Here is a 16,115-nt window from a genome sequence, read left to right as displayed (position 1 = left end):
GTCCATGGTTGGCTGGACACATGATCGATGACTCGGTGTACGGAACGGTTCCCCTGCGCGGGACGGCTCGGGACGTCCAGGTCTCCGCCGTGGAGGAAGCGGTGCGCAAGGCCGCGGCGGACGAGATCATGCCCCGCCACCGGCGGCTCGCCGCGCACGAGATAGCCGAGAAGAGCGCCCCGCACGACCTCGTGACGATCGCGGACCGCCGCGCGGAGGCGCATCTCACCGCCGCGCTCACCGCGCTGCTCCCCGGCTCCGCCGTGGTCGGCGAGGAGGCCGTCCACGCGGACCCGGCGCGGTACGAGGCGCTCCACGGCGACGCGCCCGTATGGATCGTGGACCCGGTCGACGGCACCCGCCAGTTCATCCGCGGCGAGGACGGCTTCTGCACCCTCGTCGCCCTCGCGCAGGGCGGCGAGCTGGTGGCGTCGTGGACGTACGCGCCGGCGCTGGACGAGATGGCGATCGCGGTACGCGGCCGGGGCGCCGTCCTCGACGGCGCCCCGCTGCGCCCGGGACCGCCCGCGCCCGCCGCGCCGCTGCGGGTGGCGATGTCCCACCCGGACTACACCACGCCCGAGCAGAAGCACGCCCTGCTGGGGCTGCGCGGGGAGGGTGTCGAGGCCCGCCCGTGCGGTGCGGCCGGGCTGGAGTATCTGGCGGTGGCGCGCGGCGCGCTCGACGCGGTGGCCTTCAGCTGGGAGCTGGCGTGGGACCACGCGGCGGGCCTGCTGCTGGTGACGGAGGCCGGCGGCGCGCACGCGACGCTGACCGGCGAGCCGTACCGCGTCACGGGCGGCAACGCGCTCCCGTTCACGGCCGCCAGGGACCGGGCGACGGCGGAGCGGGTGCGGGAGCGGCTGCTGGCCGGGGCCTGAGCGGCGCGGGCGGGTCAGGCGAGCAGACGCAGCAGGTGCTCGCAGGCCGCCGCCTCGCTCGGGTGACGGGCGATGGTCTCGCTCGTCCCGCGTTCGTACGCGCCGGTCTCCCACGCCCCGTCGGCGGTCCGCCGTACGAAGAGGAAGTCGACGGGGGTGGGGGCCGGTTCATGGACCCCCTCGATGCGGTAGTAGTCGTCGGGTACCCCTGCCGCGCTCAGCGCGGCCCGCAGTGCGTGGCGGTCCATGACGGTGTTACGCGCCCGCCGGGGCCGGACAGTTGCCGAACCCGGCGAGTGCGGTGCGCATGCGGTTCACTCGGAGAATCCCTTCGGTTCCGATGCCACGGCGGACCTCTGTATCCGGCCGAGCAGGTGTCGTGACGAAGGGTAGTGGATCGGGTGCGCAAGGTGAGGGTGGTCGGGGTGGTGTCCTGACGCGCCCGCCGTGGTCCGCTGATCGTGCGCGGACCGTACCCGCCGTCGGGCTGTCGGTGCCCGGGAATATCCTGGAGTCCTTGCCATCGGCAGACAAAGGAGTCCGAGGTGACGTCGATGCTCGACGCCGTCGTCGTGGGGGCGGGCCCCAACGGGCTGACCGCCGCGGTCGAGTTGGCCAGGCGCGGTTTCTCCGTGGCCGTGTTCGAGGCCAAGGACACGGTGGGCGGCGGGGCCAGGACGGAGGAGCTGACGCTCCCCGGATTCCGGCACGACCCCTGTTCCGCCGTCCACCCGCTGGGGATCGGCTCGCCCGTCTTCAGGACCATGCCGCTCGACCGGTACGGCCTGGACTGGGTCCACCCGGAGCTGCCCATGGCGCACCCCTTCGACGACGGGACGGCCGCCGTGCTCTCCCGTTCCGTCGCCGAGACCGCCGCCTCCTTCGGCCCGCGCGACGCCGGCGCGTACCGCCGGCTCGTCGCGCCCTACCTCGGCAAGTGGGAGACCTTGACGCGGGACTTCATGTCCCTGCCGCTGACCGCGCTGCCCCGCGACCCCGTCACACTCGCCCGCTTCGGCCTCACCGGCCTGCCGCCCTCGACCTGGCTGACGCGCCGCTTCCGCGACGAGCCGGCGAAGGCCCTGTTCGCCGGGCTCGTCGCCCATGTGATCGCCCCGCTGAACGGCTTCGCGACCGGCGCCGTCGGGCTGCTCTTCGCCCTCGCCGCGCACGCCGGGGGCTGGCCCGCGGCGCGCGGCGGCTCCCAGTCGATCTCCGACGCGCTCGCCGGGTACCTCCGCGACCTGGGGGGCACGATCCACACCGGGTACGAGGTGAAGCGGCTGGACGACCTGCCACCCGCCCGCGCCTATGTCTTCGACACCTCCCCGACCGCGCTCGCCAGGATCGCCGGCCTCGGCCGGGTCTACGACGGCTACCGGTACGGCGCGAGCACCTTCAAGATCGACTACGCCCTCGACGGACCCGTCCCGTGGACCGCCGAGGAGCCCCGCCGCGCCGGCACCGTCCAGATCGGCCCCACCAGCGGGGAGATCGGGCTCGCCCTGCGCCAGGCGTCCGGCGGCCAGGCACCCGGCACACCCTTCCTGATCACCGCCCAGCCCAGCCTCGCCGACCCCTCCCGGGCGCCCGAGGGCAAGCAGGTCTTCTGGGCGTACGGCCATGTCCCGAACGGCTGGGACGGCGACCTCACGGACGCCGTCGAGCGGCAGATAGAGCGCTTCGCGCCCGGCTTCCGCGACCGCGTCCTGGCCCGCGCCACCGCGGGCCCGCCCGAGCTGGCCGACCGTAATGCCAACTACGTGGGCGGGGACATCGCGTGCGGCGCCGCCTCGGGGCTCCAGCTCGTGCTGCGCCCCAAGATCTCCCTCTTCCCGTACGCCACCGCGCACCCCGCGGTCTTCCTCTGCTCCTCCGCGACGCCGCCGGGGCCCGGGGTGCACGGCATGTCCGGACACAACGCGGCGAAGGCGGTGTGGCGGCGGCTGCGGTCCCAGGGCCGCGGCTGAGACCGGCCGTACAGGACCCCGGGGCGCCGGCGGTGCGGCGGATCAGACCTGGGGGACCTTGAGCCGGTCCCAGCTCGTCCGGCCCGGGACGCCGTCGGCGTCGCCGCCCGAGTAGCCCAGCTTGCGCTGCCACGCGGCGTACGAGGCCCGGTCGGCCTCCGACCAGTCGGGCCCCGGCCCGACCTGGTACTGCCCGCACCCCTCCGCCACCAGCCGCTTGCCCATCGCCGTGACGACCGCGCTGCGCCGCCCCACCGCGAAGAACGCGGCCCCGGGGAACGGCTCGTACGCCGCCGGGGGTGTGGCCGGCGGCTTCGAGGGGACCTCGGGCTTTCCGCCGAGCCGGTTCCCGATCCGGGTGCGCATCGAGTCCATCGTGAAGCCGCGCGGATCGATCTTCCCGGGCTGCCACTCCTTGTGGCCGATCACCGAGCGCTGCGTCCAGCCGTGCGCGCGGCAGATCGCCGCCGCGGCCTTCTCGATCGCGTCCAGCTGGGCGGCGGGCCACGGGTCCTGCCCGTTCCCCAGGTTGACGCACTCGAAGCCGTAGAAATAGCGGTTGCCGTCGGTGTTGGCCTCGTTGTCGGCGGGCAGCGCCGTCTCGTTGATCACCGCGCGCAGCACGTCGTCGTCGCCGAGACCGGCGTGGTTGGCCCGGCCGTTGCCGACCAGATGGACCGATCCGTCCTTGGCGATCACTCCGTGGCACAGCGGCCCCGGGAGGGAGGAGTGGCCGTTGTAGCAGAGCTCCACGGAGCTGTCGGTGCCGGAGGTGACGGTGTGATGGATCATCACCCCGTGCACCGGTCCCCAGGCGCCCTTGTGGTTGCGGTTGTGGGTACGCCAGCTGCGGTGTTCGACGACGTTCAGCCCCTCGTCACGGAGGGCTTCGAGCAGTCTGGCGGCGGTCAGTGGGGTGGCCATCGTGGTGCTCCTTCACGGCTGTTCCGGTGTGCTGTTGCTGCTGCGTCGGCTGCTGTATCTGCTGCTACAACGGTTGGTGTTGGTGTTGGTGTTGGTGTTGGTGTTGGTGCTGGTCCGGTGTGTGTGGAGGGGGGCCTCGCCGGTGGCTCCCGCGCGGGGTCAGCTCCCGGACCCGTCCTCCGTGCTCCCCGGTCCCTCGGGCCTCTCGTTTGGATCAGGCTGGGCTCGCGTGCCCTGGCACCGCGCCTCGCGGCGTTGTCGTCAGTCATCCCCGAGGTCTCGGCTTCGCTCGACCAGGGGAGACCCCATCCGCTCCTGCGTCGCCTCCCTCCTCCGCCTTGCGATCCACGGCACCGGACCCCGCTCCCTGATCCAGCCTGATCCAAACGAAAGACCCTAGGCCGGGGGCTGTGCCGCCTCCGCGGCGGCCCGTTCCGCGGCGACGGTCTCCTCCTCCGCCGCGCGCTCCGCGGCCAGTTCCGCCTCGCTCGCCGCCGGCACCGGCCCGGCCAGCGGGCCGAACGCCAGCCGCAGATCGGTCACCGCGCTCTCGCTGAGCACCCAGGCCAGCGGCGCGTAGTGCGTCTCGATCCCGCGCGGCGAGCGCAGCAGCGGCCGGCGGGCCGCGTCCGTCGGCCACTCGACGTCGCCCGTGGCCGTACGCGCGGGCACGGTCCAGAAGTCACCGGAGCGATAGGTCCGGCCCGGCTCGAAGTAGACGTGCACACCGTCCTCCAGCGGCAGCCAGCCGCCCTCCTCGATCCGCAGCGCGCCGCCGCGCAGCTTCCCGGCGCCCTGCCCGGGCCGCCCGGAGCCTCCCGTACCGCCGCCCCCGGTGTGGCGCCCGCCCGCCCGGTGGTCCCAGCGCCGCAGGAACGGGTGCAGCTCCGGGCGCCGCCCCACGTGCCGCTCCGGCTCACCGGAGAGCCGTACGCGCCGTCCCGGCAGGTCGAGTTCCTCCACCCGCAGCAGCGGCAGCGGCTCGCCCCGGCCGATGGCCCCGGTGTCGGTGAACTCGACCAGGTCACCGACGTTCAGGTCGAGCTTGTCGTCGCTGCCGAGGGAGGTCAGCTCCACCCACGTACCGTCGAGTCCGTCCACGGCGAAGGTCACCGAGCCGTTCTCCCGCGACCACTTGAACGTCGCCTCCTTCGCCGTGCCGCCCTCGTGGATCTCCACGCGGTACATCTGGTTCTCCGGCCCCCGGTACCGGGCGTCGGGCCGTACCAGGCACGGCTCCTCGTCCGCGTGCTCCGGCCGCCGGCTGCGCGCCGCCATCCGGGCCGTCGGCTCCTGCGCCGCCACCCAGCGGGCGAACGCCTCCCGCACCTGGTCCTGGTTCTGCGGCGAACCGTCGGCCGTCTCCAGCTCCAGCGCCGCGCCGGGCAGCGGCAGCACCTGCCAGACGACCTTGAGCCGGGCCGCCGTGTCCGGCATCGCGGAGCCCAGCGCCACCTCCCGCAGCAGCGGGTCCTCGGCCGCCGTGACCGAGCGCTCCCACACCTTCAGATAGGCCAGATAAGGGAATTGGGCGGGGAGCCGGTCGCCGGGGCGCTCCGGGTCCCGGTACGCGTCCGGCTGGTCCCAGTACGTCCAGCCGGCCGGCGGCTCCGGCGCGGCGGGCGCCGGGGCCCCTTCGCCGTCCTGGCCCCCGTCACCCTCCTCGGCGGTCCTGGCCTCGTCGTCCGGGACCGGGACGCCGGGCGCGGGCCGGTCCGCGTCCAGCAGGATGCCGTCCACGTAGTAACGGCCGCCGCCGATGGTCAGATCGTCCAGCTCCCGTTTGCCCGGCACGAAGCCCACCGCGAAGCCGGTGGCGTCGCGCGGCCCGCCGTGCCGACCGATCAGGTCGGCGGCGACGGTACGGGCCTGGGCGAGCTGGATCGCGGCCTGTTCGTTGGCGTCCGCGTCGAGCTGGACTCGGCCCTGCTGCGCGAGCACGGCCGAGTAGTGCCGCTCGGGCCGGTAGGTGTCGCGGGAGATGTCTGCGTGCATGGGAAGGGGTCCCCCTCGGAAGTTCGGTGGGTCGTGAAGCGTCGGGTACGGTGCCCGGTCGGGTGCCAGAGGTCGGGTGCCAGAGGTCGGGTGTCGTAGGCCAGGTGCCAGAGGTCAGGCGTCAGGTGACGTGGAAGATGCCGGCGTCCGTACCGGCCGGGGTGTACTCGGCGAGCCGGGCCCGCAGGCTGTCCAGGCGCTGCGGCTGGTAGAGGTCGTGGAAGGCGCCCATCTCGGAGCCGTCGTCCGCGCCCCGCGCGATCTCCTCCGCACACCCGGCCGCGAGCTGCCCGTACGCGGGCGTCCCGTACCGCTCGCTCGTGAACAGCGGCCGTACGAGCTGCGCGTTCTCCCGGCCCACCAGATCCGGCTGGCAGCGGTGGCGCCGGGGGGTGCGGGAGCCGGGCGGCACGTACGAGAACCGCAGACAGCCGATGCCCCGCCGGGCCACCCGGACCACCCCCGTGAAGACGCTGTTCTCGGCGATCTCCACCGCGTGCGCGTGGATCTCGCCGATCACCGTGGTGCGGTACGCGTGCAGCACCGCGTGGGCGTGGCGGCAGTCCGGCGCGGACAGGGCGGCCCGGTCGTGGCCGGTGGCGTCGAGGACGCTGTCACGGATGTGGAGCGGCAGCGGGTCGTGCCGTACCTCGTCACCGATCACCTCGATGGTGCCGAGGACGCTCCGCTCGATCGCCACACACGCGGTGGTGCGGTCCAGCACCAGGCTCGGCTCCTCGGGGGAGTGCGGCTCGCAGTGCGGCTCCAGCGACCAGCCGGGGACGAGCGTGCAGTGGCGCAGGACGAGCGCGCCGACGGGCCCGGAGACATGGAGACCGCGCCCGGTGATCAGCAGACCGTCCAGCACGATCCGCGGCGCCGCGGGCCGCGCCGCGCCCGCGGGGGCTCCCCTCCGTTCCCCGCCCGCGTCGTTGTCGTTGTCGCTGTTGCCTTCGCCGTCGGCCTCCGGTTCCTCCCCGTCCCCCGTGGCACGGATGTTGAGCGCGTCGGGCCGGTTGCTGTACCAGTCCAGCAGCCGGATCACCGGCCGGGCGCCCTCGGCCGCCCGCACCTCCAGGCGGTCGCCGGGGTCCAGCTCGAAGTCCAACTGCTCCTGGTACGCGCCGCTGTGCGTGATCTCGATGACGCCGTCGGGGCCGCAGCGCCCGCCGCGCCGGTCGTCCCGCCACGCGCCGTACGCGTCCATGATCCGCTGATACCGGCGGCCGGGGCCGACCTGGTACACCGCCGCCGTCACCGGCGTCTCCCGGTCCCGGGGGTACTCGCCGCCGCCCATGTCGTCGGAGAACGCGGTGTGATAGCTGACCCAGACGCCTTGGCGCGGCGCGGAGCGCGCCCCGAACGCGATCCGGCCGAGCACCGGGTCGACGGCCACCTGCCCGCGCGCGGGGCGGTAACGCCAGTCGGTCAGGTCCGCCACGACGAGGTCGGACAGCGGCACCGGCTCCTTCCGCCCGTCGCGCCGAATGGTGAAACTCTTCCCGGGGCCGTAGTAGTCCAGGAGCCGGTCGGCGAGCTGCCTGCGGCGGATGTACGCGGGGACATGGTCGATCGTCGCGACATGGGCGGGCGACGGCTCGGGCACCGGCCTGGTCGCCAGCGGTGTGTCGTTGCCGAGGATCGAGAACGTGTAGAGGTTACGGGCCCGGTCCACGCAGTACGCGGGCGCGCCCGTCACGTGGTGCGGCTTCAGCCGCCACACGAACAGCCCCACCCCGGCGGGGGAGTTGCCGCCCTGACGGCGCTCCGATCCGGCCCGCCGGACCTCCGCCGTCCGCGCCACCGCGCCGAAGGGACCGCCCGCCAGATCGAGCGCGGCGCCGTCCCGTACATCCGCGAGCCTGCCGCGCTCCAGGCGGCGGGCGTCCACCGCGGCGGTCGCCGCCCCGTACAGCTTGACGGGCTGGTGGTGCGAGACGAGCCGGGAGAGTTCCACCGCCCGTGACGGCAGGCCGGCCACCCCTTCGGCCAGCTCCTCCAGCAGGGCGAGCGTGCCCTTGCGCCGCCGGTTGGCGACGGTCGCGGCGACATCGCGGCGCGGTGCCAGCGCCTCCGCGAGCCGCTTCCGCGCCTCCGCCGCGTCCACACCCTCCGTACCGAGCCCGCGCGCCCGTACGCGCTCGTACCCCGGCAGCGCGGTGTAACCGACCAGGTCACCGAGGTACGGCAGCACCCAGGGCGCCGCGGTCTCCACGAACCGGTCCTCGTACCCCTGCTCGACGCCGTCCCGTACCCGGTCCACCTGCTCGGCGATCACCGCGAGCAGGGCGCGCAGCGGCTCGCCGTCCTCGGTGTCGCGCAGCCGGTGCCACTGCGGGAGGAGCTCCGCGAGCCCGTCCGGTTCCCTGCTCATGCGGTGACCTCCGTCAGGATCAGTGTGTCCGCGACCTCCGGCGTCAGCAGGGCGAGCTGGGCCGGCCTGATGCCCCGGAAGACACACACCACCCGCCCCTTCTCCAGCGGCCGGGTATCGGTGATGTCCGGGTTCAGGCGCAGCAGTCGGGCCAGCGACAGGCCGTACCGCGCGGCGATCAGGGTGAGCGTCTCGCCGTCCTCGGCGGTGACCTGATGAGTGTCCACGTCGTACGTGGCGGGCCGCGCCGGGACCGAGGCGCGCGGGCGGGTGAGGCCGTCCGCGAGCACGGACAGCCCGTCGGCGGTGACCGACGCCGGCACCCCGGTGAAGACATCGACATCCACGTACTCCACACCGGGCACCCGGTGGGCGGCCGCCAGGACCTCGGAGAGATGGACGGGACGGCCCAACTCCCCCCGTCCGCTGCCGAACGCGTACAGCAGCGCCTGCCGCAGCCGCGGCTCGACCACGGTCCAGGTGTGGTCGGGGGCCACCTTCACCCGTGCCGCCAGCAGCAACAGCACCAGCTCGCGCACGTCGACCCGGACCGGGAGGCGCGCGTCGCCGTACCGCGCGAGCGAGGAGCGCAGCGCGCGCAGCACCTCGGAGTCGTCGGCGATCGCGATGTCGTCGGTCCCCGCGACCGTCAGATGGAGCACGCGCCGCCGCCCGTCGAAGATCTCACGGGCCGTCGCCCGGCCGATCCCCGCCCGCGAGCGGGCGAAGTCCTCGTAGTCCCGGAGGGAGACGAGGCGGTCGAGCGCGGAGACCGCGAGGGGGATGGTGCGCCGGGTGAGCCCGGGACCGTCGCCGTCCGCGCCCCCCGTCGCGGCCAGCGGGTTGGTCACGGCGGTGACGCCCAGCGGCCGGGTGATGGCCTGGGTGACGCGGTGCGCGGGCACGTTGGCCGCCCGGCCGGTGCCGAAGCGGTAGCGGGCCCGTACGTTCTCGTGCCCGGTGGGCAGCCGGGCGCCGATCACCCCGTCGCCGAAGGTCACCGTCGGGCGCCCGTCCGCGTCCGTCCCCGACACGTACACCCTGTCCCGCGGCCCGTGTCCGGCCAGGCTGTCCACCTCGTGCCAGCGCAGTCCGTCGACGCGCACCTCCAGGGTCGGGACGGCGCCCAGCGGATTGTCGGCGGGCAGCCAGGTCAGCGGCGACTGCCAGAGGGCGAACGTCTGGTTGACCCGCTCCGCGTCGCCGTTCCCAATGGGCTCGTCACGGCTCTCCCCGCGCGTCGCCGGCACCACGTTCCCCTGCACCCGCACCGTGTCCCGGCGGTAGCGGTGGGCCAGACCGGCCGTGAGCGTCAGCGTCGTACGGACGTGGTCGCCGGGCAGCAGCGGGTCGAGGCGCTGCTCCACCGCGGCGATCACCGCCAGTTCCGTGCCGCGCACCCCCGTCGTGCCGGGGATGTCGGTGCGCTCCCCGGACACGACGAGATGCCGGCCCGCGGTCAACCCGTCGTAGAGGGAGTCGAGTTCCAGCTCGTTGCCGTGGACGTCCGCGCCCAGCGGCTCGTCCGCGAGGCGCAGCGGCTCGCCGCCCGCGTGCACGACGGTGTCCCGGATCGTGGAGAGCAGCACGTCGTGGGCGTCGAGCCACGGCTCCGCGAGGGTCAGCTCGGTGCCCCGCCCCGTGATGCCGTAGTCGGTGTACGCGGCGGTGCGCACCGCGGTGACCCTGGTCCTCACGGAGGCGAGCTTCGGATCACCGGGGATCCCGTCCGGGCCGGTGGCGCCCTTGCGGGGCCGCTCGATCGCGACCCAGCTCCCGACCGTGACGCCGTCCTGCACGGAGTCGAGCGCCAGGACATGGCGGCGGGGCCGCTCGGGCACGGTCGCGATCCCGATCTCGACATTCGCCGGTTCGCTGCCGGACGCGTGGCGGACGGTCAACTCGTACCCCTCGTGGGCTTCCTGTCGGCGCTCGCCGGGTGCCAGCGACCACTCCTTCGACTCACTGCCCCGGACGGTGATCCGGACGCGGCCGTCGTCGCCGGGGAGGGAGACGAAGAGGGTCCTCTCGGGGAGGCCGGGCAGCAACTGGGCTGTCACACCCGGCTGTTCGGGCTCGGCACGGTCGCCGTTCCCGCTGCCGCCGTCGCTGTTCCCGCTGCCGTTCGGCGCGGGGCGGGTGGTCAGGACGACCTGGCCGGGGCCGAGGCCGAAGGTCTTCGCGGCGGGCAGCGGCTCCGACGTCTGTACGGACGAGCCGTACTCGGTGTGCTGGAACTCGGCCCGCACCGCCACCTTGCCCGCCGTGTCGTACACGACCCGTACGGTGGTCAGCGCGGAGCCGGTGAGCGGCCAGTCCGTCTGGCGGATGACCCGGCCGCGCTCGTCCTGTACGGGCTGGAGCGGCGCGGTCGCCCCGAAGGGGGCCGCGGTCACCCGCATCGCCTGGAGCTCGCGCAGCAGCGGGACGGTGGCCCCGGCGGAGGCCGCCGGGGCGGCGTTGCGCCAGGCCGCGTAGAGGCTGTCCGACACCCGCGGATCGAGCGCGGCCAGCAGCCGGGCGCCGAGGTCCGAGTCGGGCGCGAGGAGCTGGCCGGGGGCGCCCGACGGCGTCCCGTGGCCGGAGGGCGGCCGCGCGCCACCGGTGCGCAGCGCGGGGAGTACGGCGCCGAGCGCCCGCAGGGCGGCACCGGCGGTGGTGCCGGTCACGCCGCCGGGTGCACCGGGCCGGTCGGGCCGGCCGGTGAGCGCGGACCCCTCCGGTGGCAGGGGCTGGTCCGGCTGGTCGGGCTGTTCCGGTGGCTCCGGCTGGGATGTCCCCAACTCGGCTGCTCGTTCGGCCAGTTCGCCGATGATAGCGGCCAGCTGCTCGAACCAGGCGACGACATCCTCGTGGGCGGCGGCCACGGCCGCCGCCTCGGCCATGCGCTCACGCGGAGCGGCGAGCCGCCGTACGAGCCCCGCCGGCGTGGTGATCCCGTCGAGATCCGCGCGCAGCGGCGCCAGCACCTGGTCGTCGAAGACCGAGATGATCATGCTGACGGGACGCGGGTTGGGGTTGTCGGGGGCCGGGTCGCCCTCCTCGGTCTCCCGGTCGTCCTCGGTGATCCACTCGCGTACCTCCGCGACCAGCTCGGCGAGGGACGGCGGCGGGGACTGCGGCAGCCCGATCGCCGTCACGTCGTCCTGGCGGTCGAGGCGGACGCGCGCGACGGGCAGCAATAGCGGCTGACCACCCTGCCCGCCGCCCGAACCCGAGCCCTCACGCGGGCCGGAGCCCTCACCCGAGCCCTCACGCGAACCGGAGCCTGAGCCCGAACCGGAGCCCGAGCCCGCCGCCGTACCGAAGACGAAGAGCAGCTTGTCGCCGGTCCGGAGCGACGTGTCGGTTCCCGCGACCTGGATCTCGGACCGCTTGCGCAGATCCTCCGCGGTGAGCAGCGCGGGACGGCGGCGGCGTACCGCCAGCTCGTTCCAGGCGGCGCGGGCGGTGAGGTCCGCACTGGTCTCGAAGGCCTGCGACTCCTCGTCCGCGCCGGCGGGCACACTGTTGGCGCGCGCCCCGCGGGGGATCAGCACCGGCAGGTCCTCGGCGCGCGGATCGCGGTCCAGTGTGTACGCCAGGTGGGTGTCGGCGGCGATGCCCGGCCGGGGCCGGTGGCCGACCAGCCGGCCGAGGAGTGCCAGCGAGCGGTGTTCGTTCGCCGTGCGCAGATACCCCTCGTCGGCCGCGCGCTCGGTGTGGAACGTGAGCAGGTCGCCGACGACCGCCGAGGCGTCCAGCAGCCCGATCGCCGGATCGTCCGGCGTCCGGACGGTCAGCCCGCGCAGCGCAGGGTAGGCGGGGGAGGCGAGCCGGTCGAGCAGGGCCGCGAGGAACGAACCGTACGTACCGACACGGTAGTCGAGCGCCGTGCGGCCCGGCGGGTTGTACAGCGGTGCGGGCGCCCGCCGCTCGTCGTGACCGCCGCAGCCGCAGTCGCAGCCACGGCCGGTTCCGGCGCTGCCGGTCATCGCGCACCTCCGCCGAGCTCGATCGACAGCCGGCCGTTCTCGGGCCGGTCGGGGTCGTTGTCGAGGCGCGCGATCTCCAGCGGTCCGAGCCGCAGCACGCCGTCCTCCAGTGCGGTGTCATCGGGGGGATCCCCGTGGAACAGCCTGCGCAGCCGGGTCACCCGGACGCTCTCCACGCCCGGTACGCCCGCCGCCAGGGCCACCAGCCGGCTCAGCCGTACGGGTTCGCCGAAGGTGAGCGCGTCGGGGTGGAAGAAGCCGAGTCCGCCGCCCCGCAGCCGTCCGCCGCCCAGCACCCGGTACAGCTCGGCCAGGATCTGCCCGTGCTGGTGGCCGGGGGCGGCGCACACCACGAGCCGGACGTCCAGCGGCACGGTACGGGCGGGCCCCACCACCAGGTCGTGGCCGATCCGGCGGTACCGCTCCAGCGCGTACGACACGGAGTCGAGCAGCTCGGCGGCGGGCTCGTCGGTTCCCAGCGCGTCGACGGCGACCTGCGCCTCCCGCACACTCCCGGTCCACCGGATCTCCGCCGCCGCGCGCCGCACCCCGGGCAGGGCGGCGGCGAGCGCCGCGTAGTCCTCCGCGGTGACCGCGCGCAGCCGTCGGCGCTTCAGATCGAGCGGCGCCAACTGGCGTACCTGGTCGACGGGTTCGGGATCCGTGCCACCGACGGCCGGCAGCGGGTTGCGTACCCGGCGCACCGCTGCTGTCGCATCGGCGCCCGAGGTCTCCGGCGCGTCCGGATCGCGGCACACCACCAGGTGGCCGATGGCCTCGGCGCCGACATTGCCCGCCGTTCCACCGCCGATCCGGTAGCGGGGCTCCAGCCGGGCACCCGGCCGGGGCCGTGCCCCGTACCGTCCGTCGCCGAAGCGCAGCGCGATCCGCCCGTCGTCCTCCAGTTCGCCGACGAAGTGCCGGTCCCGTGGCCCGCTGCCGAGCAGATCCCGCCGCGGGGCCCAGAACGCGTCGCCGTCCCGCACCCGCACCGCGGGCAGCGCGGCACGCGGATCCTGGACGACGGCGGTGGCGGGTCCGTGCAGCACCGGATCGTCCGGGTCGAGGCCGGCCGCGTACTCCGGGCCCCAACTGTGCTCGATCTCCCAGGCGATGGCGCTGTCGAGCACGGCGCCCGCGCGGGCCCGCGCGCTCAGCACCTCGATCCTGCGCAGCTTCGGGGCCAGCAGCCGTTCACTGCGGTGCAGCAACTCCCGTAGCGCGGCGACCGGATGGCGGCGCAGCTCGAAACGTTCCAGCACCCGCAGCCCGAACAGCACGGTCAGTTCGCGGACTTCCTCGCCCGAGAGCCCGTCGTGGTCCCGGGCGCCGCGCCACAGCTCCACGAGCCGCCGCCGTACCCGGTCCGGTATCGCCGCGAGCCGGTCGGCCTGCCCGGCCGAGACATGGCGGGCCTCCGGGAACGGTACGGACTGGACCACGGGGGAGTGGTGCAGCACCGGCCGGAAGCGCGGCGCGATGCCCGGGTAGGTGACCTGGGCCAGCAGCGCCGCCAGCGCCTCGGCCTGCGCGTAGGCGGTGCCGGGGACGACTTTCTCGCGCTTGCGGCCCGCCTGCTCCAGCCCGATGCCGACGCGTTCCGTGGCCTCGTCGCCGACGACGCTGAACAGCTCCCGCACCTGGCGCGGTGTGAGCGCGCGCCCACAACTGGTCTGTTCCATGAGGGAGTTGAGCAGCGCTGCGGGTGCGTTGCCCTGGCCGGGCTCCCCGCAGCCGAAGCCGGCGGGCCTGCAGGACCCGAGGACGGCGGGCGCCGGCGGCACGACCACCGTCTCCCCCGTGGCGCCCCGCTCGAAGGCCAGTGACCGGCCGTGGTCGACGAGTACGACATTGCCGCGCGCCACACTCACGTCCTCGACCGGCGCACACCGCGGTCCGCCGAGGGTGGAGAGACGGACGGGGAACGCGAGCGCGTCCCGCGGCGCCCAGGTCACCTCCAGCACGGGCTGATCCGCCAGCCGGTCGACGGCCGGGGTGACGGACAGGAGGCGTACGGCCTGCCGGTGCGCCGGGTCCGCGTCACCGGGGGTGCCGGTGCGGGCGCCCCGTACCTCCTCGATCAGCAGCAGGTCGCCCGGCGACAGATCCAGCGCACGGGCCGAGCACTCCTCGTCCGTCCACGCGTCCCGCAGCGTCGCCGAGACGGCGCCCCGGGGCAGCGCACACTCCTCGCCGCCCCAGGTCCAGAAGCGGATGGTGTTGTGTTCGGGCCGCAGCACCAGCGGCGCCGCCGGCCCTGACGGCCTCTCCGGGACGACCGGCTCGAAGACCTCCACCGAACCGCGCTCGTCCAGCGCGGCCAGCTCCCGGTCGTCGAGGACGGTGCCCGTCTCGGGCCGGTCGCGCGGCCCCAGCCTCCGTACGTCGACGGCGGCGAAGCGGAACGTACCCGGTGCCAGGCTCAGCCGGCGGCCGGTCTCGACGGTCACGAACGCGCGGGCGTTGACCCCGTCGTGCATCGGATAGTCGATGAGCCGTACGTGCCGGCGCACCGACACCCGGCGCCGTGCCGTGTCGAGATACGCCTCCGTCGCCACCGCGTCCTGCTGGTAGCTGATCAAATCGGCGCTATGGGCGAGGAGTTCGACCAGTGTGGTGCCGAGATCGGCGGCGTTGCGCTCCACCCAGTCGGGCGTGGTGAGCGCCAGCCGGTCCAGGATCACCTTGCGGACCGAGTCGTAGTCGCGCGCCACGTAGTCGATGACCGGCGCGGTGTCAGTGACCGGAGCCGCGCCGAAGACGGGCGCCGTGCCGATGCCCGGCGCCGCGCCGCCGGCAGGAGCCGTGCCGCCATGGGGCCCCTCGTCCACGCAGTCGAACGGCGTCGGACCACCGGCCCGGAAGCCGAACCCGGCCGAGTGGTACCGCTGGTCGAAGCCGGGGAACGGCTCGGTACCCGGCCGTCCGTACGGGTCCTTCTCGACGAGGGAGAGCCGGTAGCGGGACGTGTCACCGGTCCGGTCGAGCGTGACGAACAGCCGGTCGTCGAGCTCCGGGTCCTCCGCACGCTCGACGGAGACGTCCACGGCCTCGATGCCGGTGATCCGCCGGCCGCCGTCGATCCGTACGTTCTCCGGGCACAGCCCGTGCGGAGCCTTCCCGAGAAAGGTGACGGTGAGCGTCAGCCCGTCGTCGCCGACCTCGACCGCGTCCACACCGCCGAGCCGCGCGGCCCGCACCCGGGCGCGCCGCCCGTCCGTCCGGCACTCCATCTGGCCTCCGGGCCCGCTCATGCCGGACCACCCCCCTCGAACACCTCGTCGCGCCGGCTCGCGGTGGCACGCACCACGTACCGCAGATACACCCGCACCACGTTCTCCTCGCTGACCACGTCCAGGGCCTCCACCTCGATCAGTTCACCCAGCCAGCGCTGGAGCGACGCCTGTACGGACAGCTCCAGCGCGGAGGCGAGTTCGGGGCTGTTGGGCGTGAAGACCAGATCGAGCAGCCCGCACCCGAAGTCGGGGCGCATCACGCGCTCACCGGGGCTGGTGAAGAGCAACTGCTCGATGAGGTCGCGGACATGGTCGTCGTACGCGGCGTGCCCGGTACGCCCCCGGCGGTCGATCCGGAACGGAAAGGCGATGTCACTCCGTACAGTGCTGTTCCTCATCGCGCGCACACCCCCCGGCCCGACAGCGGGGTCACGACCGGCGGCCCCTGCGGCACGAGCGCGGCGCTGAGGCAGAGCGCCGAGGTGGTGTCCAGCAGCACGGGCACGCCGTCGATCCGTACCGCGTCGTCGCCGGACCCCGGCGTCCAGCGGACCGTGACACACGGATACGGCACCCGGTCCACGGTGTGCCGGCAACCGGTGACGACGAAGGTGTCGGACGGCGCGGGCACCGGCAGGCCGTCGAGCCGTACCCCGGACGCCGCACCGGCCGTGGGTACGACCCGGCCGCCGTGCGGACAACTGATGGTGAACCCGGTGTTGATGAGATTCCCGGACAACATGTCTCTCCCCGTCGCTGTG

The 16,115-nt window shown here is 74.3% G+C and carries 10 protein-coding genes; 2 read left to right on the top strand and 8 right to left on the bottom strand.

Going from position 1 to position 16,115, the window contains the following annotated elements:
• The first annotated feature begins 20 nt into the window (after window positions 1-20).
• Window positions 21-881, top strand: a complete 861-nt coding sequence (locus AB0P17_RS09240; RefSeq protein ID WP_365809047.1) for an inositol monophosphatase family protein — start codon at window positions 21-23, stop codon at window positions 879-881.
• A gap of 14 nt (window positions 882-895) precedes the next feature.
• Here the strand turns inward: AB0P17_RS09240 and AB0P17_RS09235 are convergent, their stop codons facing one another.
• Complete coding sequence (locus AB0P17_RS09235) at window positions 896-1,129, bottom strand: hypothetical protein (protein WP_365809045.1); 234 nt, start codon at window positions 1,127-1,129, stop codon at window positions 896-898.
• A 297-nt stretch (window positions 1,130-1,426) separates the two neighbouring features.
• Between AB0P17_RS09235 and AB0P17_RS09230 the strand changes: the two genes are divergently transcribed.
• Window positions 1,427-2,851 carry an NAD(P)/FAD-dependent oxidoreductase gene (locus AB0P17_RS09230; protein WP_365809043.1) on the top strand — a complete coding sequence of 475 codons (1,425 nt, stop codon included), beginning with the start codon at window positions 1,427-1,429 and terminating at the stop codon, window positions 2,849-2,851.
• 42 nt (window positions 2,852-2,893) lie between these two features.
• Here AB0P17_RS09230 and AB0P17_RS09225 read toward each other — a convergent pair whose 3' ends face one another.
• From AB0P17_RS09225 to AB0P17_RS09195, 7 genes are all read right to left on the bottom strand, one after another.
• A complete protein-coding gene (locus AB0P17_RS09225; protein WP_365809041.1) occupies window positions 2,894-3,775 on the bottom strand; it encodes a peptidoglycan-binding protein in 882 nt (293 codons plus the stop codon).
• Window positions 3,776-4,171: 396 nt separating this feature from the next.
• Entirely contained in the window at window positions 4,172-5,770 is a 1,599-nt protein-coding gene (locus AB0P17_RS09220; protein ID WP_365809039.1) for a DUF6519 domain-containing protein, read from the bottom strand.
• A 121-nt stretch (window positions 5,771-5,891) separates the two neighbouring features.
• Window positions 5,892-8,144: a hypothetical protein gene (locus AB0P17_RS09215; protein WP_365809037.1), complete on the bottom strand. Its 2,253-nt coding sequence runs from the start codon at window positions 8,142-8,144 to the stop codon at window positions 5,892-5,894.
• Window positions 8,141-12,118 (bottom strand): putative baseplate assembly protein, encoded by a 3,978-nt coding sequence (locus tag AB0P17_RS09210; protein ID WP_365809035.1) that lies wholly within the window; start codon window positions 12,116-12,118, stop codon window positions 8,141-8,143. Before AB0P17_RS09210 ends, AB0P17_RS09215 begins: the two co-directional genes overlap by 4 nt.
• A complete protein-coding gene (locus tag AB0P17_RS09205) occupies window positions 12,115-15,372 on the bottom strand; it encodes a putative baseplate assembly protein (protein WP_365809033.1) in 3,258 nt (1,085 codons plus the stop codon). The genes AB0P17_RS09210 and AB0P17_RS09205 overlap by 4 nt, the downstream gene beginning before the upstream one ends.
• Window positions 15,369-15,752 carry a GPW/gp25 family protein gene (locus tag AB0P17_RS09200; RefSeq protein ID WP_365809031.1) on the bottom strand — a complete coding sequence of 128 codons (384 nt, stop codon included), beginning with the start codon at window positions 15,750-15,752 and terminating at the stop codon, window positions 15,369-15,371. The genes AB0P17_RS09205 and AB0P17_RS09200 overlap by 4 nt, the downstream gene beginning before the upstream one ends.
• The gene (locus AB0P17_RS09195; RefSeq protein ID WP_365809029.1) at window positions 15,749-16,096 is read right to left on the bottom strand and encodes a hypothetical protein; all 348 of its coding nucleotides are present in this window, start codon (window positions 16,094-16,096) and stop codon (window positions 15,749-15,751) included. Before AB0P17_RS09195 ends, AB0P17_RS09200 begins: the two co-directional genes overlap by 4 nt.
• Window positions 16,097-16,115: the final 19 nt, after the last annotated feature.

It is taken from the genome of Streptomyces sp. NPDC088124, from assembly GCF_040685895.1.
Lineage (GTDB): Bacteria > Actinomycetota > Actinomycetes > Streptomycetales > Streptomycetaceae > Streptomyces.
The sequence above is the reverse complement of the archived record's forward strand: the minus strand, read 5'-3'. Positions and strand labels throughout refer to the sequence as shown.